The organism is Saccharopolyspora soli (assembly GCF_022678645.1).
Classification (GTDB): domain Bacteria; phylum Actinomycetota; class Actinomycetes; order Mycobacteriales; family Pseudonocardiaceae; genus Saccharopolyspora; species Saccharopolyspora soli.
The window spans coordinates 1-20,268 of record NZ_JALBWV010000104.1 but is presented as its reverse complement, the minus strand read 5'-3'; the positions used below and the strand labels follow the sequence as shown (position 1 = coordinate 20,268).

The 20,268-nt window shown below is 66.6% G+C and carries 19 protein-coding genes and 2 pseudogenes; 14 read left to right on the top strand and 7 right to left on the bottom strand.

Features of this window, described 5'->3' with window-relative positions; genetic code table 11:
• Positions 1–100 precede the first annotated feature (100 nt).
• The 3 genes from MOQ72_RS41380 to MOQ72_RS45495 all read right to left on the bottom strand — a co-directional run bounded on the left by MOQ72_RS41380 (position 101) and on the right by MOQ72_RS45495 (position 3,781).
• Positions 101–1,084 (bottom strand): zinc-dependent alcohol dehydrogenase family protein, encoded by a 984-nt coding sequence (locus MOQ72_RS41380; protein WP_242191456.1) that lies wholly within the window; start codon positions 1,082–1,084, stop codon positions 101–103.
• Positions 1,085–1,307: 223 nt separating this feature from the next.
• Positions 1,308–2,738 (bottom strand): gamma-aminobutyraldehyde dehydrogenase, encoded by a 1,431-nt coding sequence (locus MOQ72_RS41375; protein ID WP_242191455.1) that lies wholly within the window; start codon positions 2,736–2,738, stop codon positions 1,308–1,310.
• 131 nt (positions 2,739–2,869) lie between these two features.
• On the bottom strand, positions 2,870–3,781 hold the full coding sequence (locus tag MOQ72_RS45495) for a MurR/RpiR family transcriptional regulator (protein ID WP_242191454.1): 912 nt from the start codon (positions 3,779–3,781) through the stop codon (positions 2,870–2,872).
• 67 nt (positions 3,782–3,848) lie between these two features.
• Here MOQ72_RS45495 and MOQ72_RS41365 point away from each other — a divergent pair, with 67 nt between their 5' ends.
• The 13 genes and pseudogenes from MOQ72_RS41365 to MOQ72_RS41310 all read left to right on the top strand — a co-directional run.
• Positions 3,849–4,979, top strand: a complete 1,131-nt coding sequence (locus MOQ72_RS41365; protein WP_242191453.1) for a C45 family autoproteolytic acyltransferase/hydrolase — start codon at positions 3,849–3,851, stop codon at positions 4,977–4,979.
• An 11-nt stretch (positions 4,980–4,990) separates the two neighbouring features.
• Positions 4,991–6,628, top strand: coding sequence for an ABC transporter substrate-binding protein (locus tag MOQ72_RS41360; RefSeq protein ID WP_242191452.1), 1,638 nt, complete (start codon positions 4,991–4,993; stop codon positions 6,626–6,628).
• Between the two features lie 3 nt (positions 6,629–6,631).
• Positions 6,632–7,582 (top strand): ABC transporter permease, encoded by a 951-nt coding sequence (locus MOQ72_RS41355; RefSeq protein ID WP_242191451.1) that lies wholly within the window; start codon positions 6,632–6,634, stop codon positions 7,580–7,582.
• Entirely contained in the window at positions 7,579–8,433 is an 855-nt protein-coding gene (locus MOQ72_RS41350) for an ABC transporter permease (protein WP_242191450.1), read from the top strand. Before MOQ72_RS41355 ends, MOQ72_RS41350 begins: the two co-directional genes overlap by 4 nt.
• A 4-nt stretch (positions 8,434–8,437) precedes the next feature.
• Entirely contained in the window at positions 8,438–9,268 is an 831-nt protein-coding gene (locus MOQ72_RS41345) for an ABC transporter ATP-binding protein (RefSeq protein ID WP_242191449.1), read from the top strand.
• Positions 9,269–9,299: 31 nt separating this feature from the next.
• Entirely contained in the window at positions 9,300–10,166 is an 867-nt protein-coding gene (locus MOQ72_RS41340; protein ID WP_242191448.1) for an ABC transporter ATP-binding protein, read from the top strand.
• On the top strand, positions 10,163–11,011 hold the full coding sequence (locus MOQ72_RS41335) for an alpha/beta hydrolase family protein (protein WP_242191447.1): 849 nt from the start codon (positions 10,163–10,165) through the stop codon (positions 11,009–11,011). The genes MOQ72_RS41340 and MOQ72_RS41335 overlap by 4 nt, the downstream gene beginning before the upstream one ends.
• Positions 11,008–11,130: a hypothetical protein gene (locus tag MOQ72_RS45020; protein WP_277955450.1), complete on the top strand. Its 123-nt coding sequence runs from the start codon at positions 11,008–11,010 to the stop codon at positions 11,128–11,130. Before MOQ72_RS41335 ends, MOQ72_RS45020 begins: the two co-directional genes overlap by 4 nt.
• Complete coding sequence (locus tag MOQ72_RS41330; protein WP_242191446.1) at positions 11,105–14,020, top strand: aminotransferase; 2,916 nt, start codon at positions 11,105–11,107, stop codon at positions 14,018–14,020. The genes MOQ72_RS45020 and MOQ72_RS41330 overlap by 26 nt, the downstream gene beginning before the upstream one ends.
• Positions 14,021–14,062: 42 nt before the next feature.
• Complete coding sequence (locus tag MOQ72_RS41325) at positions 14,063–14,248, top strand: isocitrate/isopropylmalate family dehydrogenase (RefSeq protein ID WP_242191445.1); 186 nt, start codon at positions 14,063–14,065, stop codon at positions 14,246–14,248.
• Between the two features lie 10 nt (positions 14,249–14,258).
• On the top strand, positions 14,259–14,873 hold the full coding sequence (locus MOQ72_RS41320) for an isocitrate/isopropylmalate family dehydrogenase (protein WP_242191444.1): 615 nt from the start codon (positions 14,259–14,261) through the stop codon (positions 14,871–14,873).
• A 91-nt stretch (positions 14,874–14,964) separates the two neighbouring features.
• Positions 14,965–15,762 (top strand): annotated as a pseudogene (locus MOQ72_RS41315) (aldehyde dehydrogenase family protein); the annotation flags it as partial.
• 61 nt (positions 15,763–15,823) lie between these two features.
• Positions 15,824–16,494 (top strand): annotated as a pseudogene (locus tag MOQ72_RS41310) (IS701 family transposase); the annotation flags it as partial.
• A 96-nt stretch (positions 16,495–16,590) separates the two neighbouring features.
• Here the strand turns inward: MOQ72_RS41310 and MOQ72_RS41305 are convergent.
• From MOQ72_RS41305 to MOQ72_RS41290, 4 genes are read right to left on the bottom strand one after another with little or no spacing between them, the layout of a single operon-like run.
• Positions 16,591–16,848 (bottom strand): hypothetical protein, encoded by a 258-nt coding sequence (locus MOQ72_RS41305; protein WP_242191457.1) that lies wholly within the window; start codon positions 16,846–16,848, stop codon positions 16,591–16,593.
• Positions 16,845–17,345 (bottom strand): DUF2637 domain-containing protein, encoded by a 501-nt coding sequence (locus MOQ72_RS41300; RefSeq protein ID WP_242191443.1) that lies wholly within the window; start codon positions 17,343–17,345, stop codon positions 16,845–16,847. Before MOQ72_RS41300 ends, MOQ72_RS41305 begins: the two co-directional genes overlap by 4 nt.
• Positions 17,345–18,412 (bottom strand): tyrosine-type recombinase/integrase, encoded by a 1,068-nt coding sequence (locus MOQ72_RS41295; protein WP_242191442.1) that lies wholly within the window; start codon positions 18,410–18,412, stop codon positions 17,345–17,347. Before MOQ72_RS41295 ends, MOQ72_RS41300 begins: the two co-directional genes overlap by 1 nt.
• A complete protein-coding gene (locus MOQ72_RS41290; protein WP_242191441.1) occupies positions 18,409–18,735 on the bottom strand; it encodes an AbrB/MazE/SpoVT family DNA-binding domain-containing protein in 327 nt (108 codons plus the stop codon). Before MOQ72_RS41290 ends, MOQ72_RS41295 begins: the two co-directional genes overlap by 4 nt.
• 903 nt (positions 18,736–19,638) lie before the next feature.
• On the opposite strand from MOQ72_RS41290, the gene MOQ72_RS41285 reads away from it, so the two are divergent.
• Positions 19,639–20,043 carry an LLM class flavin-dependent oxidoreductase gene (locus MOQ72_RS41285; RefSeq protein ID WP_242191440.1) on the top strand — a complete coding sequence of 135 codons (405 nt, stop codon included), beginning with the start codon at positions 19,639–19,641 and terminating at the stop codon, positions 20,041–20,043.
• Positions 20,044–20,268: the final 225 nt, after the last annotated feature.

Genomic DNA, 20,268 nt, shown 5'->3' with positions numbered 1-20,268 from the left:
ATCCTCTGCCAGCCAACCAACAACCCCGCCGACCTCACTCACACCACTTGACGATCTATAGGAGCATCAGGCTTTAGTCCATTCGTTTACCTGGCAGGTCCTATCCGATCTCGACCACGATCTTGCCCTTGGCGGTACCGTCGCTGACCAGCTGGTGGGCGTCCGCGACCGTGTCGAGGGTGAACCGCCGGGGATCCAGCCGTGGGCGCAGTGCCCCGCTGGCGGCCAGCTCCGCGGCCTTGCGGAGGATCTCCCCGTGATGGTCCCGGCCATGGCCGGTCAGCATCGGCAGCAGGGTGAACACCCCGGAATAGGTGGCTCCGCGGAAGGACAGTGGCGCGATGCTGTGCGTGCCCCAGCCCAGCGAGCTGACCACGTGGCCGGTGTACACGCGGGCCGCCTGGAACGAGGCGTCGAGAACTGCTCCGCCGACGGTGTCGTACACGATGTCGAATCCCTCGCCGCCGGTGTGTTCGGCCACGTACTCATCGACCGTCTTGGCGCTGTAGTCGATAGGAGTGGCGCCGAGTTCCTCGATCGTGCTGCTCCGGTGCGGCGCGTCCGTGGCGTACACCTGCGCCCCGTGCGCCCGGGCGATCTGAATGGCTGCCTGTCCGACGCCGCCTGCCCCACCGTGCACGAGCACCTTTTGGCCCTCGCACACCTGTGCGCGGTCGACCAGGCCTTCCCAGGCGGTGATCGTGATCAGTGGCAGCACCGCGGCCTGGCGCATGTCCAGCTCGCGCGGTTTGCGGGCCAGTAGCCTGGCATCCACCGAGACGAACTCGGCCAGCGAGCCCTGCAGGTCACCGACGCCGCCGGTGAGCCCGAACACCTCGTCTCCGGGCACGAAGCCGTCCACTCCGGGGCCGACTTCGGCGATCACGCCCGCGAGATCGAGGCCGAGCACCGCCGGTGGCCGGACCCTGGCGTGATCAGCCTGACCCGCCTGGATCTTGAGGTCCAGTGGATTCACCCCGCTCGCCGCGACTCGGACCAGGACCTGTCCCGTTCCTGGTACCGGCTGGTCGATCTCGCGTCGCACCAACGGTTTTCCGAACTCCTCGAGCACGGCCGCGCGCATGTCGTCACCTCTTCACGCTCTATGGCGCCCGGTTGAACGCCACTTAATTGAACAGACTAGTCCGTCCGATTAAGCATGTGAACGTATCGAGCTGTGATGCCGGCCATAGGTTGTGGGTGCCTGGATTCGAGGAAAAGCGGGCAAAAATGTGGATATCCGAGGGTTGTGGGCTGTATGCCGTGGTGAATCAAGGTTTCAGTCGCGACCGTGCCGCATCGTCCCTTCAGTCCAGGGAGGACATGACGTGTTTGATTCGGGTGTAGTCCTCCAGGCCGTACAGGGATAGGTCCTTGCCGTAGCCCGAGTGTTTGAAACCACCGTGGGGCATCTCGGCGACCAAGGGGATGTGCGTGTTGATCCAGACGCAGCCGAAGTCAAGCCGCCGGGATGTCCGCAGCGCACGGCCATGGTCGCGAGTCCAGACCGAGGACGCCAGGCCGTACCGGACGCCGTTGGCCAGGTGGATGGCCTCGGCCTCGTCGGAGAACTTCTGGACCGTGATCACCGGGCCGAAGACCTCGTCGCGGACGATCTCGTCGCCGGCCTGCAAGCCGGAAACCACGGTCGGGGCGTAGAAGTAACCGCGGTCCCCGACCTGCGAACCACCGCTGTGGATGGTCGCACGGCCGGGAAGCCGGTCGATGAAGCCTGCGACCCGGGCGAGCTGGCCAGCATTGTTCAAGGCGCCGTAGTCGACGTCCTCCTCTGGAGCGCCGGTGCGGATCTGACCAGCGGCTTCAGCGAGAGCGGCGACCAACGAGTCGTGGACACCCGTTGCGGCGATGACACGGGTCGCGGCCGTGCAGTCCTGGCCGGCGTTGAACAACCCGGCGGCCGCGATCGCCTTCGCCGCGGACGCGATGTCGGCGTCGTCGAAGACCACGACCGGGGCCTTGCCGCCGAGCTCGAGGTGGACTCGCTTGACGTCCGCGGCAGCTGCGCCCGCGACCTCGATGCCGGCGCGTTCCGACCCAGTGATCGACACCATCTGTGGAACTGGGTGCGTGACCAGCGAACGGCCGGTGTCCCGGTCACCGCAGACGACGTTGAGCACGCCCGGCGGCAGGAACTCCGCGGCGAGCTCGGCGAGCATGACCGTGGTCGCGGGCGTGGTGTCGGAAGGCTTGAGTACTAACGTGTTCCCGGCCGCGAGGGCGGGCGCAACCTTCCAGATCGCCATCATCAGCGGGTAGTTCCAGGGCGTGACCTGCCCGCATACACCGATCGGCTCGCGCCGGACGTACGAGGTGTATCCGCTGAGGTACTCGCCGGCCGACTTGCCTTCCAGGATCCGGGCGGCGCCTGCGAAGAACCGGATCTGGTCCACCGCGACCGGAAGCTCTTCGACCCTGGTCAGCGCCAGTGGTTTTCCGGTGTTCTCGCACTCGACCTGCACGAACTCCTCGGCCCGGGCCTCCACGGCGTCCGCGATCCGTAGCAGGGCGAGCTGACGCTCGGCCGGAGTGGTGTCCCGCCAGGTCTCGAACGCCGCCCCGGCCGCGGTGAAGGCTGAGTCCACATCGGACTCACTGGACAGTGGCGAAGTCGCGTAGACCTCGCCCGTGGCCGGATTGACGATGTCGAGCGTACGTCCGTCGGCCGCGTCGGCGTGCCTGCCGTTGACGAAGTTGCGGAAGACTTTCTTGTCAGGCAAAGGAATCCCTCATTCATGCGGAACGGTGACGGTGGTGTTCGCGCCCACGCGGATCTCGACCGGCAAGTTCGCGTCGAGGTAGTCACCGGGGCGGTTGTCTGTCCCGACGGTGAGCGCTGGGGCTGCCGTGGTCAGAAGCCCATCTGCTGGCGCAATGTGTTGAGCGTGTGCGAGGACTGGACGGTGTTCTCCACGTCCGAGGCGGCGACGCCTTGGATCAGTGCGTCGGCGACGACCATCGCGGTGGCGGTGTCGCCGGTCAGGCCCGTCGGCGAGTGGGGAGCGATCAGCAGGACGTCGACCGAGTCCTTGAGCTGGTCGACCAGTTCGGCTGTGACGAGAACGCTGGTGGCACCGACCGTGCGCACCCGGCTGAGCAGAACGTCGATGTCGATCACCAAACGCCCTGGCGCGAAGAGGATGACGACGTCGCCGCGTTCGAGGCCCAGCAGGTCGTCGGGCAGGCAGAAGCCGGACGAGTGGATCGGGCGAGCCCGTCGCCCGATCCGTCGCAGCTTGAACGCCAGGTGCTCGGCGACCACGTACGACGAGCCGAATCCGAATGGCACGATCTCGCGGGCGCCCAGCATGAGTTCGACCGTCTGCTGGTAGTCCTCGACCGAGAAGCTGGCACGCATCAGGTTGATCCGGTCGACCCACTCGGCTGCGACCATGTTCCAGACGTTGGGCAGGTCGCCTTTGGTGGCCTCGACCCTGCTTCGCGCGCGCATCTCAGGGGCGGTCGTGTCGGTGAACGGGCGCGCGACGGCGGTCTTGAGGTCGGCCAGGCCGGTGTACCCGAGGCTCTGCAGCGCCCGGACCACGGTCGCGTTGCTCGTCCGCGTCTCGGCTCCAAGATCGACGGCGGACTTGTACAGCAGTTGCTCAGGGGTGATTTCGCCCAGCAACCGGCAGACTTCCTGGGCACTGGGCGACAGGCTGTCCCAGTGCTCCCGGATGCGGGCGCGCAGATCGAGGATGCCCTGATTTCGCGTTAACCCTGTTACAACCGATCCTTGTTGCGTATCGTCTCGTTCATCCACGAACGTAATCGTACGGCATATCCATCATCTGTAACGAGATTGACTTGCTGGTTCAGGAGTGAGTTCGATGCCGTTTCCCCGAGTCATCGAGGTGTCGAGCGCGTCAGCGTTCGAGCGCGGCTCGCAGTACGGGAGCGCCGCCGCCGACCTGATCGCGGCCGCGATCGCGTACTACCGCGAGGGCTTCTCCCGCCAGGCCGGTCTTGACTGGACTGAGGCGCTGGAGCACAGCATGCCCTGGCATGAGCTCATCGAGCAGGGTTTCCCGGAACTGCTGGAGGAGATGGCTGGGATCGCCGCGGGCGCGGGCGTCCAGGTGGCCGAGATCGTCGCCCTCAACTGCCGTGGTGAGATCATGTACGACAACTGGTTCGCGCGGGCCAGCGAACCGGACGCCGGGCCACCGGAGATCGACGGCTGCACGTCGTTCTCACTGACCGGCGCCGCCGCAGGTGACGGCCATGTCTATGCCGGGCAGAACTGGGACTGGCGCCATGCCATCCGCGACACCGTCGTGGTGCTTCGTGTCGTCCAGCCGCCCAAGCCGACTCTGATCATGCAGCTGGAGGCCGGTCAGATCGGCCGGCACGGTGCCAACTCGCGCGGACTCGCGCTCAACGCCAACGGCCTGGGCGACCGGTTCGATGACTCGATCGGCATGCCCCAGACCGTCATCCGCCGCGCGGTGCTCGACTCCCGCAACGTCGCCGAGGCCTTCAAGGCGCTGACCTCGACCAGGGCGCACATCCCCGGCAACGCCCTGCTGACCTACCGCAGCGGGTTCTCGATCGACGTCGAGACCACACCCCACGGACATGGATGGGAATACCCGGAAAACGGCCTCCTGGTACACGGCAACCACTACCAGGCGTTCGTCCCGACCGTCTCAGCCAGCGACCATCGGCTGCTGTCACCGGACTCGCTCGTCCGCGTGCCGCAGGCGCGCAAGGGGCTGGCGAACGCTGCCCGGGTTGAGAAATCCGTCGACGTCCGAACCGCCATCCACAGCGCGATGTCCGACCACTTGGGACATCCCGACTCCATGTGCGCACATCCCGACGAGCGGATGTCGCCGATCGACCAATGGTCGACCACTGTGTCCAGTTGCGTCGACCTCACCTCCGGTGAGTATTTCCTCGCGCCCGGTTCCCCGTGCGAGCACTCCTACGAGCTCGTCCCCTTCAACCTGTACGAATAAAGAGGAACACCATGTCCGAACCGTCCCTGCGGCGCTGTCTTTCCGTCGTTGTCGCCCTATGCATGCTCACCACGGCATGCGGTGGCTCGCCTGACTCGGCCAGCTCCGCGGCCGACACCAAGCAGAACCTCAAGCTGGTCGACACGACCCCCGCCGCCGCCGGGCGGCTCGGTCAGGCCACGTGGCTGATCTCCAAGGAGCCGACCAACCTCGATCTGTCCAATGACGACGCGAACGACCAGTCGGACCTGATCATGGCCAACGTCTGCGAGCGGCTCAACAAGCTCCAGCCGGACATGAGCGTGGGTCCGGGCTTGGCGGCCAAGTACGAGTGGAAGACACCGACCCAGTTGGTGTTCACCATCCGCGACAACGCCACGTTCCACAGCGGTGCTCCCGTGACCATGGACGACGTGCTGTGGAGCATCAAGCGCAACGCCGCCGACGGCAATTCCGAGGCAGACGAGTTCCCCAACGTGGCTTCGGTCGACCTGACCGGCCCGAACGAGCTCACTTTCACCATGAAGCAGCCCGACGCGGTGTTCGTCGAGGCACTCGCCGGTAACGCCGGTCTCGTCCAGGAGCGCAAGGTCGTCGAGGCGCGGGGCAAGGACTTCGGCACGCCGTCGAGCCCGGACGCGTGCTCGGGACCGTTGAAGCTCAAGGACTGGAAGCCGGGCGACCACGTCACGCTGGTGAAGGCTGACGATTACTGGGACACCGGCAAAGCGTCGAAGGTCGACGAGATCACCTTCAAATGGGCCGCCGACGACGCGATCGTCAACTCCCTCATCACAGGCTCCGCGCAGGGCGCTTACATCGACAACATCGCCTCGGCGGCGCGACTGGTCAAATCCGGCGACATCACGGTGAGCCAAGGACCCGACACTCGGGTCTGGAGCTACATGGTCACCGAACGCGGTGGGCTCACCGATCCCAACATCCGCAAAGCGCTGTCGCTGGCCCTCAACCGGGATGGCGTCAACCGAGCTGCCTTCGGGAGTCTAGGCCAGCCCTGGAAGGAGCCGGTCGGTTCGGGTGCCTGGGGTTACGAAAAGCCCGCTTTCCAGGACGCCTACGACAAGCTCACCGGCTCACCGGTCAAACCGTCCGCACAGGACATCGACGAGGCCAGGAAGCTGGTCGCAATGGCCGGCGAGACGAAGCCGATCGTCGTCGCGAGCGACAGCTCCTCGATCCGCAACACACTGGCCAACGCGCTCGTCGATGCCGCCCAGAAGATCGGCCTGAAGGCGTCCATCACGCAGATACCGACCGTCCAGTACGGCGACTTCTACGACAACCCGGACCTACGCGCCAAGGCCGACCTGTACATGGACGACTACTACATCTCCAAGAGCGACCCGGTCGGCTTCTACAAGAGCGGAGCTTCCAGCTCACAGGTCCAATGGGTGTTCAAGGACTCCACCTACGACGAGTTGGTCCTCGACGGCCGGGCAGCCCTCGACAACGCTCAGCGAGCGGAGATCTCGATCGAACTAGCCAAGCGCTGGGCGGACGCGAAGCCGTGGATCAGCGCGATCCTGAGCCCCAGCACCGTGGCGCTCTCCTCGAAGGTGACGGGGGTACCGGCGTCCGGCGCGGTCCGTTACTACCCGTGGGCGGCCGACCTGGGTACGAAGGGCTGACCCGTGGTTGCGCTGTCGCGGCGGCTCGGTGCCCTGGTCCTCACGCTGGCCGTCAGTTCGTTCGTGATCTTCGCGGGTATGTACGCCGCTCCCGGTGATCCGTTGACCTTCCTGATCAAGAATCCAGAGGACAGGACTCCGGACCGAGTCGCCGCGGTCCGCGCGGCGTACCACCTGGACGACTCGTTCCTGCACCAGTACGCCCTGTGGGCCAAGGGCGTCCTGCAGGGGGACCTCGGTACGTCGTTCGTCTACAAGCAACCGGTGGCGGACCTGATGATCACCCGGCTGCCCGTGACGCTGACCCTCGTCGCGATGGCAGCTCTGCTGTTCGTCGTCATCGGTGTCCTGCTGGGCGTCGTGTCGGCGCTGAAGCGGGGCACGACGCTCGACGCGGCGATCACCGGTATCACGACCTTCCTCACGTCGATCCCCAACTTCGTCGTCGCACTGGTCCTGGTGTCCGTCTTCGCGGTCCAGCTCGGGTGGTTCGAGGTGTCCGGCAGCGGCGACGGGTTCCTTGGCCGGATCTACCACCTGACCCTGCCTGCGATCGCGTTGGCGATCGGGGCATTCGCCGTTGTCAGCCGGGTTACGCGACAGACCATGGTCGAGCAACAGAGCCTCGAGCACGTGGACGTGGCCCGCAGTTTCGGCCTGCCACGACGCAAGATCATCTGGCGGCACGTGCTCCGCAACTCGTTGGGCCCGGTGCTCACGATGTGCGGGCTGATCGTCGCGAGCATGCTCGCGGGCACCGTCGTCATCGAGTCGGTGTTCGGCCTCAGCGGCGTCGGGAGCATGCTCGTCGACTCCATCAACGCGCACGATTTCCCAGTGGTGCAGGCGGTTCTGCTCTACATGGTGATCGCGTACATGGCTGTCACGATCTTCGTCGACCTGCTCTACCCCCTGATCGACCCACGCACGCTGGAGAGGCGCGATGCGGCATGACACTTGATGCAACCGTCAGCCCGGTGCTCGCCGACCCGCCGCGCAGGCGTCGCGAAGGGGTGTTTTACCTGTGCCTCGCGATCCTCGCCGTCGCGGTCGCCGCAGCGGTGCTGGCACCATGGGTCACGCCCTACGACCCCACCGCCACGAGTTTTGACGCGATCTGGTTGTCACCGAGCGCCGAGCACTGGCTCGGCACCGACCAGCTCGGCCGTGACCTGCTGTCCCGGGTCATCGACGGCGCACGCCCGACCCTGCTCGGCTCCATCGCACTGCTCGCCCTCGCCACGGCGATCGGTGTCCTGATCGGACTCACCGCGGCGTGGCACCGTGGCTGGATCGACACGCTGCTGGCCCGCGTCACCGACGTCATGTTCGCCTTCCCCGGGCTGTTGTTCGTGATCATGATCATCGCCGTGTTCGACAGCGGGGCGGTGACCGCGGTCGTCGGGATGGGCCTGGCCTACGCACCCGTGATCGCGAAGTTCACCAGGGCCATCGCTCTGGAGGAGATGGCCCGGCCCTATGTCGACTCCTATCGGCTGCAGGGTGTGGGCGGGCTGGAGCTGTGTGTGCGTTACGTCCTGCTCAACATGTTGCCGACGCTGCTCGGCTATCTCGTCGTGCTGTTCGGTGACGGTCTGATGAGCCTGGCGACGCTCAACTTCCTGGGCTTCGGCTCGCAGCCGCCCAGTTCCGACTGGGGCCTGATGGTCGAGGAGAGCCGGTCCGGCGTCATCCAGGGTTTCCTGGGGCCTGCTCTCGTGCCGGGGCTGACCATCGCCATCGTCGTCGTGGCGACCAATGTGGTCGGAGTCCGGCTCTCCGACAAGCTCGCCGTCAGGAGGTAGGTGCATGCTGCTTACGGTTCGCGACCTCAGTCTCACCGTGCCGATGCCCTCGGGCCCGCTGCAGATCCTGCGTGACGTCTCCCTGGAGGTCGGCAGCGGTGAAACTGTCGGTCTGGTCGGCGAGTCAGGGTCGGGCAAGTCGACTACGGCACGTGCGGTCCTCCAGCTGATCCCCGACGGCGCGCACACTTCCGGCTCGATAGCCGTCTGTGGTGTCGAGGCCTCACCCGAACATCCCGAGGCTATCCGCGCGATTCGCACCAACCACGCGGCGATGATCTTCCAGGACCCTCGGTCGTCGCTCAATCCAGTCCGTCGGATCGGCGACTCGGCGACCGAGCGGCTGGTCTGCGTGCACGGCGTGCCCAAAGCAGAGGCGAGCCGGCGCCTCGCCGACCTGATGCTGGAGGTCGGACTGCGCGACCCGGAAAGCCTGATGCGCAGATACCCGCATCAGCTGTCCGGCGGGATGTTGCAACGTGTCGTCATCGCAGCCGCGCTGAGCACGAACCCACGGCTGCTGCTGGCAGATGAGGCGACCAGCGCGCTGGACGTGACGACCCAGGCCGAGGTCTTGGCCCTGCTCCGCCGGTTGCGGCGCGAGCGGGAGATGGCCGTCCTGTTCATCACGCACGACCTGCTGCTCGCCGGCGCGTTATGCGATCGGGTCTACGTCATGAAGGACGGCTCGATCGTCGACGAACAGCCAGGAAAGACGGTGTTCGTCAGCCCGGTCAACCCCTACACCAAGGCCCTGGCCGACGCGACGCCGCGACTGCCGAAACGCTCGAAGCCCTCGCCCCCGGCGGACTCCCCGACCGGAACGCCGCGATGACAGGAAACACCGTGATGACAGGAGCACGGGCATGACTGACGCACTCGTGGTGAGTGGACTCACCAAGACCTACCCCGCGCGGCGGGGCGGAATGCCGGTCGCGGCAGCCAAGCAGATCGGCTTCCGGCTGCCGAAAGGCGGATCGCTCGGACTGGTCGGCGAATCAGGCTGCGGCAAGACCACACTCGCCCGCATGATCGTCGGCCTGGCGGTCCCCGATGCCGGCACCGTCACGATCGACGGCCGGGACCGGCAGTGGCGACCGCGAGGCCGGAAGGCCCGCCTCGCGCGTGCCCGTGAAGCACAGATGGTGTTCCAGGACCCTTACGGTTCGCTTGATCGTCGCCTCACCGTCGAGAACGCACTGCGCGATGTCCTTCGCCGTCACCAGCCGCACCTGACTCCAGCGGCTGTGGGCGAACGCATCCAGGCGTTGCTCGATCGCGTCGGGCTCGGTGGCTCGACGGCCGAGTCGCGTCCCCACCAGCTCAGCGGTGGTCAACGCCAGCGAGTCGCCATCGCCAAGGCACTCGCCGTCGATCCGACCGTCCTGGTGCTCGACGAGGCGGTGTCGGCGCTCGACGTCTCCGTGCAGGCGCAGATCCTCGCGTTGCTCAACGAGATCAGGCGGGAATCGGGCGTGAGCCTGGTCTTCGTGAGCCACGACCTGGCCGTGGTAGCCGAGGTGACCGACCAGATCCTCGTGATGCACGAAGGCGAGTCCGTCGAGCACGGCAGCACCGGTGACGTGCTGTGCAGCCCCCGACACCCGTACACCGAGCTGTTGATGTCGTCGGCTCCCGGACCCGACTGGCAGCCCGAGCGAGTCTCCGAGTTGCGCGCCGTCTTCGCCGCGACGCGACCACAATCCGCCGGGCAGAGGAGCTCCGTTTCATGATCCCCGACGAACACCCGACCGCATCGACTTCGGCGTTCTACAGCCGGGGCAAGACGCCTGCGTTCGCCTCGCGCTACGACCAGCGATTCAGCTACTGCCTCTACGTACCGGAAGACTTAGGCCCCAACGCTCCACTGGTAGTCATCCAGCACGGCACTGAGCGCAACTTCCTGCTCTATCGCGACCACCTGCAGCCCTTCGCCGACGAGCACGGCGTCGTGGTGCTCGCACCGCTCTTCCCGGGCGGGATCATCGATCCTGCCGATCTGCACAACTTCAAATTCATCGAGTACGAGGGCATCCGCTTCGACCGGGTGCTGCTGGCGATGGTCGACGAGGTGGCCGAGCGTTACCCCGTCGACTCCGGGAAGTTCTACTTGCACGGATTCTCCGGTGGCGGCCAGTTCGCGCACCGTTTCTTCTACCTGCACCCGGACCGTCTGGCCGGAGTGTCGATCGGCGCTCCTGGCCGGATCACCCAGCTCGACGACGCGCTGCCGTGGTGGCTCGGCACGCAGGACTTCGAGGAGCGCTTCGGTCAGCCGATCGACTTCGAGGCACTGCGCCGCGTGCCCGTCCTGATGGTCGTCGGCGACCAGGATGTCGAGACCTGGGAGATCAACAACCCAGGTGAACCCAACTGGATGGACGGCGCCGAAAAGACCGGGGGCACCCGCATCGAACGCCTCCGGACGCTCGAACGCGACTTCGTGGCGCACGGTATCGACGTGCGGTTCGTCCTCGTCCCGGGCGTAGCCCACCGCGGTTCACATGTCCTGCCACCGGTTCGCGACTTCTTCGCCGAAATCATCCGCGCACGGCGCAGGGGAGAGGAACCAGCATGACCACCGCAGCGGCCCTGACAGCGGCCGTCGATACCGACGTCATCCCAGCGTTGTGGCGCATCGTCACCAAATCCACCTACAGGACGAAACCTGATGTCGCACAGCTTCAACTTCGTTGAGCAGGAGGCCTTGGCAGCGCCGGTCGTCTCCGTTGCCCAGGCCGAGGCGCTGGTGCGGGAGCGTTACGGCATCGTCGGTGTCGCTGAGGAGCTCGGCAGCCAGCAGGATGCCAACTTCAAGATCGATTCCCCGTCGGGCACCTGGGTGCTGAAGGTGTCCAATCCCGCGTTCACGGCTGCCGACATCGACGCACAGGACAACGTCGCGGCGCACCTCGCGCGATGTGAACAGGACATCCGGGTTCCGCGCTCTCTGGAAGGAACAGACGGGCACACGATCCAGTCCGTGACGCTCGATGGGCAGCCCACGGTGGCCAGACTCGTGACATACATCGAGGGCGAGGTGCTGAGCAACACCCGATACCTCGCCCCCGCGACCGTGGCCGCCCTCGGCGACCTGGCGGGCCGGACGTCACGCGCGCTCGCGGCCTTCGGCGGCGCGATCCCGCCGCGTGAACTCCAATGGGATCTCCGCCATGCCGATGAAGTCGTGTCCCGGCTGGCGGAGTTCGTCTCCGTACCCGGTGGAGCCGAGTCCGCCCGCGAGGCAGCGCGCACGGCGGCAGAGGCGTTGGCGCCCGCCAAAGACGGGCTCCCGGTGCAGGCTGTCCACGGCGACCTGACGGTCGACAACGTGATTGCGATCGCCGGGGACGACGGGCGCCGTCGTCCCGTCGGCATCATCGACTTCGGCGACCTGACTCAGAGCTGGCGTATCACCGAACTGGCGGTGACCTGTTCGTCACTGCTGCCCTACGCGGCGGACGATCCGACCGCCATCCTCCCGGCGATTCGCGCGTTCAATCAGGTCCGGCCCATCTCGGACGACGAGGTGAACGCGTTGTGGCCACTGATCGTGCTTCGGGCGACCTCCTTGATGGTCAGCGGCCAGCACCAGACGAGTTTCGATGTGGCCAACAACTACGCGTCGAAAAACCTCGACTGGGAATGGCGAATCTTCGAAGCTGCGACCGCCCTACCGATCAAGGTCATGACCGAACTCGTAGGCTCCGCGATCCGGCCTGCTGCCGGTCGCCGAGCTGCCGCAGGCGAGCCTGTGGTCGTCGACTGCGAGTGCGCGTGCCTCGACATCTCGACGACCAGCCCGCCGCTGGACAGCGGACGGTTTCTCGAAGACGGAATCGAGGCGCTGATGGCGGCAAACGCTCTGACCGGTGAGGTGGACCTGGCTTATGTGCCGTTCTTGCACCCCAGATTGACACGGACGAGTCTAAACTCCTTCGACTCTCCAGCCACCGTCGGGCTCGGTGTCGAGGTGTTCGTCAACGAGCCACGGCAGATTCACGCTCCCTGGTCAGGAACTGTGGAGATCCACAACAACGCCGTTGCGCTCCGCGGCCCTGATGACCAGACCTTGTGGCTCTCCGGCGACTTCCAAGCCGCGGCCACCGTCCTGAAGGCTGGCGATCCCGTCGGCTGGGTTTCCGGTGATCACAAGCCCTTGTCCTTGCGTGTCCAGGTCAGCCGGCTCGCGAGCCGGCCACCGTTTTTCGTGCCGGCGGCCATGGCCGAAGCGTGGGCGCAAGTGTGCCCGGATCCGACTCCGCTGATCGACCCGAGTGGGCATCGTGATGAGAACGCCGTCGACGTGCCCACATTGCTCGCACGGCGTAGTTCGTCGTTCGCTCCGGTCCAGGAGCACTACTTCACCTCACCGCCGCAGATCGAGCGCGGTTGGCGGCAGCATCTGTTCGACGTGGACGGCCGGTCGTACCTCGACATGGTCAACAACGTGGCGATCCTCGGACATGGGAATCCACGGCTCGCCGACGCCGTCGAGCGCCAATGGCGGCTGCTCAACACCAACTCGCGGTTCCACTACCGCGCCGTGGTCGAGTTCTCCGAACGCCTCGCCACCCTCTGCCCGGAGCCGCTCGACACGGTGTTCTTGGTGAACAGCGGCACCGAGGCCGTAGACCTGGCGCTACGGCTCGCGTGGGCCAACACCGGCCGCCGGGACGTGCTCGCTGTGCGGGAGGCGTACCACGGATGGTCCGACGCCACGGATGCCCTCTCGACCTCTGTGGCCGACAACCCCAACGCCCTGGGGACCCGGCCCGCATGGGTGCACTCGCTCGCGGCACCCAACGCCTACCGTGGTGACCACCGCGGTGCCGACGCCCACCGATATGCCGAGGACAGCGTGGCATACGTACAAGACATGGTCGTCGCCGGCAGGCCGCCGGCCGCGTTCCTGTGCGAGTCGTTCTACGGCAACGCAGGAGGAATCGCATTGCCAGACGGGTATTTGGCAGCGGTCTACCACGCTGTCCGACATGCTGGCGGGCTCTGCATCGCCGACGAGGTGCAGGTGGGGTACGGCCGGCTCGGTGAACACTTCTGGGGCTTCGAGCAACAGAACGTCGTGCCGGACATCGTCACTGCGGCCAAGGCGATGGGCAACGGGCATCCACTCGGCGCAGTCATCACCTCGAGCGAGATCGCCGCAGGTTACCGCAGCCAAGGCTACTTCTTCTCATCCGCGGGCGGCAGCCCGGTCAGCAGCGTCGTGGGCCTCACGGTTCTCGACGTGCTGCGGGACGAGGGCCTGCAGGAGAATGCCCGCATGGTCGGCGCGCATCTCCGCCAGCGACTACTCGACCTCGCCGACAGGCACGCGATCATCGGCGCGGTGCACGGCATGGGTCTCTACATCGGTGTCGAGTTGGTACGCGACCGTGAGACTCTGGAGCCGGCAACGGCGGAGACAGCAGCCATCTGCGAACGCATGCGCGAACTCGGCGTCATCATGCAGCCGACGTCAGACCGCCTGTGCGTCCTCAAGGTCAAACCACCACTAGGCATCACCATCGCCGACGCCGACTTCTTCGCCGACGCACTCGAACGCGTGCTGACCGAGGGCTGGTAGCCACGTCCTGGCACGACCATTCATGAAGAAAGGGAGACTCCTTTGCCCGCAAGGAAGTACCGCGTCGCGGTGATCAGGGGCGACGGCATCGGGCCGGAACTGGTCGACTCGGCGCTCACCGTGCTCGACGCCGTCGCTGACTTCCCGATCGAGCTGATCGAGGTCCACGGCGGTGCGGGCACCTACCGCACCGAAGGCTCCGCCATGACGGGGCAAGGGGGTCGGTAACACCCAGGCGATGGCTGACACCCTGCTGGTCACGCGGACTGGATGCGAGCGTATCGCCCGCCACGCCTTCGAGTTGGCGTCTCACCGGTCAGGCGCACCACGCGATGGCATCCGCCGGGTCACGTGTGTCGACAAGGCGAACGTGTTGCGCAGTATGTACTTCTTCCGCAGCGTGTTTCTCGAGGTCGCCGCGGCGTATCCGGACATCGAGGCCGAATGTTTCTACGTCGACGCGGCCGCGCAGGCGCTGGTGATGTCCCCCGAACACTTCGACGTGATCGTCACCGAGAGCATGTTCGGCGACATCCTCAGCGATCTCGGTGGCGGCACGATCGGAGGAGTGGCGCTCTGCCCAGGTGGCAACATCGGCGAGTCACAGGCGTACTTCGAACCGATCCACGGCAGCGCACCGGCGATCGCGGGGCAGGACCGGGCCAACCCGCTGGGGCAGATCCTTGCGACCGGCATGATGCTGGACTACCTCGGTGAGCGACCCACGGGTGACAGGATCCGCAGCGCGGTCCGGGATGCACTGCGCAGCGGCGCCGTACGGCTGAATCCCGATGGGACCGCGACGAGCGGCACCAAGTCGGTGACCGCTGCGGTGGTGGGGACTTTGGCGTGATAACAACGGTGACCCACGACCGGTCAGTTGATCGCCGAGTACGAGACAACCGACGTCGAGACTGTGCTGGCTGCGGCCACGTCAGCACGCAATGACTGGGCTGCCCGGGGCTGATCGTGCGGACGTGTTGCTGCGGCCGGCCTCCGTTCTGCGGCGGCGCAAGGACGAACTGGCCACATTGGTCACGACCGAGATGGGCAAGCCGCTCGCGGAAGCGGCCGCTGAGGTCGACAAGTGCGCGGTCGCGTGCGAGTTCTACGCCGCGCATGGCCAGAGCATGCTCGCGGACGACCACGTGGCCCCGAACGCCTGGTTCACCTACGAGCCCATCGGCACAGTGCTCGCGGTCATGCCGTGGAACTTCCCACTGCGGCAGGTGATCCGGTTCGCCGCACCGGCACTGCTCGCCGGTAACGCGGCTGTGCTCAAGTACTCACCCAACACCTCCGGGTGCGCCCTGGCAATGGCGGAGGTGTTCGCCGAGGCAGGCCTGCCTGCAGGACTCTTCGGCGTCGTGCTTCTATCCGAACAGGACACTCCTGCCATGGTCGCAGGCATGATCGACGATCCGCGGACCGACGCCGTCACGGTCACCGGGAGCGACCGCGCCGGTTCGGCCATCGCCGCGCGGGCAGGTCGTGCGATCAAGAAATCCGTGCTGGAGCTCGGTGGGTCGGATCCGTTCATCGTCATGCAGGACGCCGATCTGCCCGCTGCTGCCGCCGCCGTCCGGGCACGGCTCGCCAACGCGGGCCAGAGTTGCATATCCGCCAAGCGATTCATCGTCTCCCGTCCGGTCTTTGACGAATTCCGGATGGCCCTCGCCGAGGCCGTCGGAGCTCTCGTGGACGGTGATCCGAACGCAACCGGAGACACAGGTCGGTCCGCTCGCACGCGAGGATCTCGTCGGCCGCCTCGCCGATCAAGTCGCGCGATCCGGCGCGACCGTGGTGACCGGCCGATACGGGATCGCGGCCGAATCACCCGTCTTGGCGCTAGTAGTACTTCGGTTTGTCTCGGTGCCGCGCCGGGATCAGCGTCGGCAGGGGGATTGCTATCTGCGGGGGTTGATGCTGGACGGTCCGCGGAAGTCGATGCAGCCGATGGCCGAGCGGTTACCGGACGGGAACATGCAGGCCCTGCAACAGTTTGTGAATCAGTCGCCGTAGGACCACGAGCCGGTGTTGCGCACCATCGCAGCCAAGATGACCGGCGCGATCGGCCCGCAGGCGTGGGGGGCGATGATGTGTCGTTTCCCAAGTCCGGTGATCAATCGGTGGCCGTGGCGCGTCAGTACTGCGGCGCGTTGGGCAAGCAGGCCAACTGCCAGGTCGGGGTGAGCGTGCACGGGGTCACCGACGAGGCGTCGTGCCCACTGTCGTGGCGGCTGTTTGTCCCCAGAGGATGGGACGACCGCGAAGATCCGCGCCGGGTTCGCACTGGGATGCCCGCCGAGATCAGGCATGTCGAAAAGTGACGGCTGGCCTTGGAGATCCTCGATGAACTGACCGAGCAGTCACTGGCACCACCGGTCGTGGTCGCCGATGCCGGATACGGCCAGACTGCCGCGTTCCGGCACGGCCTGGCCGCGCGGGGCATGGATTACGTCGTAGCCGTGCAACCGGTCGGCGGTTCCGTCGTCCGTGGCACGCAACCTGGCGAGCTGGACGCCGACCCAGTCCCAGGGAGCTGTCTTCCTCGCCGCCCCCGCTCTTCGTCAGCCTCGCGATCGTCGATATCCCCCGCGGATCGGCGACCGCACATACGCGGCCCGGGTGGCGTTGCGATCACCCAGTGCCTGCTGGCACCGCCCGATCATGAGGGGGATAGGCCGGCCGAGGAGCCAGCTCACTTCGGCGGGCACCTTGGATTTCCAGCGGCGTCCGAAGTGTGCGCGCAGGATCTTGGTGGCGTGTCGGATGCGGAGTTCGGTTTGTAGGGCGGTGTTGTAGTTGGTGATGTCCCAGAGGATCATGCGTCGCCACAGCAGCCAGGTGCGCCACGGGGCGAGCAGCCACCGTGGCAGGGGATGCGGTCTCGCAGGGTGGGGGTGCGGGCGTCGATGCGGCGGAGCAGGACGGTGCGGGCGGCTTCGATCATCGCCAGCAGCATGACCGGTGCCGCTGTGTGCAGGCCGACGGCGATCGGGTCGGGCCATCCTGCTGCGGCGTTGGCGAGGACTGTGGCGGTGGCGAGGAGGCGGACGAGTTGGCGTAGCCAGACGATGGGGTGGCCGATCCAGGTCAGCACGAGGTCGACCACCACGACGCCGAACAGGCCGCCGTCGACGCCGACCGGGACGAGTGTGGGTAAGGGTAGTCCCTTGTCGGCGGCCAGTGCGGCGAGTGTCTGGTAGGAGCCTGCGGCTCCGTAGGCCGCGAGCCCGGCACCGGTGATCATTGAGGCGAGGCAGCCGGCCACCTGCGCGCGGGTCAGATTCAGCTCAGCAAAGCGGGAACTCCGACTGGCCATCAGGCTCGACCTCCCCGAGACCCGGGTGCTTCTGGTGCGAGGGGGTGTGGTTCGCCGGTGAGTGCGGCGAGTGCGGTGGCGACCTCGTCGAGGTCGGCGCGAATGTAGGCGGTGGTCGTGCCGGTGTCGCCGCTGGTGCTGTCGGTGTGTCCGGCGTAGGCGCGGGCGACGGCGTAGCCGAAGTGGCGTTCGACCCATGTCAGGGTGGTGTGGCGTAGCCAGTGGGTGCTGATCTGCTGGGTGGCTGCCCAGGGCAGGTGTTGGCCGATGCGTTTCCAGAGGTGGTCGTAGCGGCGGGTGGTGATCGGCTGTCCGTTGCGGTAGCGCAGCAGCTGTCCGCCTGACGCGGCCGCACCTCGTTGGTCGGCGTGGTCCAGCAGGTGCCGCATCAACGTCGGCGAGACCGGTTGCCACCGGGTCGTGTCGCCTTTCTCCCGCAGCAGTACCAGGCACTGGGCCGGGTCGAGATCCTGCGGGCGCAGTGCCAGGGCGCCGCCACGGCGGCAGGCGGTCTCGGTGTGCAGCCGCAGCAACAGGGCGTCGAAGGTGGGGTCGTTGCCGGTGGTGGCGGCGACCCGGTTGACTTCTTCGACCCCGGACTCTGGCAGACTCCGGCGGGTACTGGGCAGACGCCGGGGTTTGGCCACGCGGCGGGCGGGATTGTCGGCTTCGGCGATGAGTCCGTCGTCGACGGCGTGGTTGTACACGCATCGCAGGGCGGCGATGAGGTGCTCGGCCGCGCCGCGGCCGCCGCGGGCGTTGCGCCGCCGTACTACCTGGGTGCGGGTGTGTTCGGCGAGCTGCTTGATCTCCAAGGCGGTCGGTTCGTCCAGGGTCCGCTGACCCCACTGGTCGATGATTCGGTTCCAGTAGGAGGAGTACACGCGGCGGGTGCCGTCGGAGACGACTGCGGAGACCTTGGGGATGTAGTCGGCGAACGTCGGCGCCGCGGACCGCTGCACCGTGCCGCCCAGCAGGTCAGCGGGGGTGACGCCCATCCGTTCCAGCACCAGGCGGGCCGCTTCGACCTCCGGGCGATCGGCACTGGGGGAGATGTCGCTGGTCATGACGCCTCACCCCCGAACAGGCAGGCGTGGTAGCCGGTGACGAGGCTCTCCACAGTAGACATAGTGTGGATCACCAGGGTGTTGCGCTGTGGTTCGGCGACGAGCAGGACCTTCTCGCCCACCTCCAGTGCACACCAGTGCCGGGCTACCGCGGGCAGCCGCATATACCCCTGCTTGGCCAGCGTGAACAGGCCGTCCTCGCTTGGGTGCACCAGGACCGACCCGGACACCGCCCGGATCTCCAGCCGCATCCCCGCAGCCCATCCCAAGGCCCGCACCGCCGAGCGGTTCGATACCGGGCCCCGCGCATCAACCGTGGCCACCGCGCACGCCCCAGCCGCCTCCTGGCGAGGCGGGGTGCGAGCTCAGCCAGCGGCACCCGGTGCCACACCCGTGACGCGGGGTTCGCACCGGATCCACCAGGGGAGCGGCCAGCGTGCGGTGGCACCACCGCCGGGTATCGTGATCTCACCCACGGCGACCACCCCCACAAGGGCACGCCACCACACCGCAGCACAAGCACAACAAGGCGGCAGCGCATACCGCGCCAACCGCCCTGTCAGAACTGAAGTGAATACTGTCTACGTGTAGCGAATCTGCTACGCATTTGTGTCCGAGGGGGGACTTGCACGCTAACTACACGCCTTCTGCTTCCCGAAAACGGTTGAGGCAGAGGGCTTTTTGCTGTTTCTCCTGTGCCCGAGCGGCTGTCACGGCGTGTGTAGCGTGTCATCGGCTTCGGGACAGGGTTGTCTGTCCCGCTGTAGCTGTGCGGGGCGTAGTCAACGCCCCGCTGCGTCGGGCCCAGAGTCGAGCTCGGTATAAGCGGTCGCGCCGCAGCACGCCCTGACAAGAGCGGGCGTCAGGGGCGCTGGCGCGTTGACGAGCACATGCAGCAGTTCGGGATCTTCGAGCAGAGCGGCGTACTCGTCGGGCATCGAGTCAAGTCGCACCTCGGCCGAACCGATACCGACAACAGAGTTGAGGTTTGCTTCCAGGTACTCGGTCAGTTTGGGCCAGCGAAGGTCTGACAGGACCAAACGGTAGGGCCTTACAGTCGTTCGTGCATACGTCCAAAGGTCCGCGACGACCCGAAACAAAATGTCCCGACACGACGAATCCCGAGGTGCCGCTCGTCCCTCAACTGTCACGACCGGGGCCGCCGGTTACCGTCGCCTGCACGTCACGATCCACTGTGGAGGAGGCTGCGGTTCGAGGATTTGCCGATGTTGCTGGGCATGCACATCGGCGACGAGGAGAAGGCGGAAATGGTCGCGCGGTACGCGGAAAGGGCCGCTGCCGCGGGGCGTGATCCGGGGTCCGTGCGGCATGTCTCCGCTGTGCTGGGCTATGTCGCGGACGACCGTGCGCAGGCGGTGCGCGAGTTGCGCGAGGCGATGCCGGGGTGGCTGGCGGCAGGACTGGCTGCCCACATACCGATCGACGGGCGGCCTCGTCTCATTCGCGACTCGGTGGCTTACGCCGAGTTGTGTGCTCGCTGCACCCGGTCGGCAGTCCGGACGAGCGCGTGGACCGGCTGCGCTCCTACGCGGGGTAGCAACGAGGCGAACAGGTCCAGCAGTGGCCGCGCACGCGTCCGCATCGCCCCTACGAGGGGTAGCAACATGTAGTCCAGAAACATGGCCAGCGCCATGGTCACCAGTCCGCATCGCCCCTACGAGGAGTAGCAACCCAGTCGACCCGGTGCGTCCGGTGAAACCACGGGTCCGCATTGCCTCTACGAGGGGTAGCAACGTGTAGCCGCCCAGCAGAATCCTTTGTCGGCGGCACGTGAATACTGACCCCGGCGTGGCATCCGAATTTTGACCCCTTTGTCCGGTGACCCTGGTTGTGAG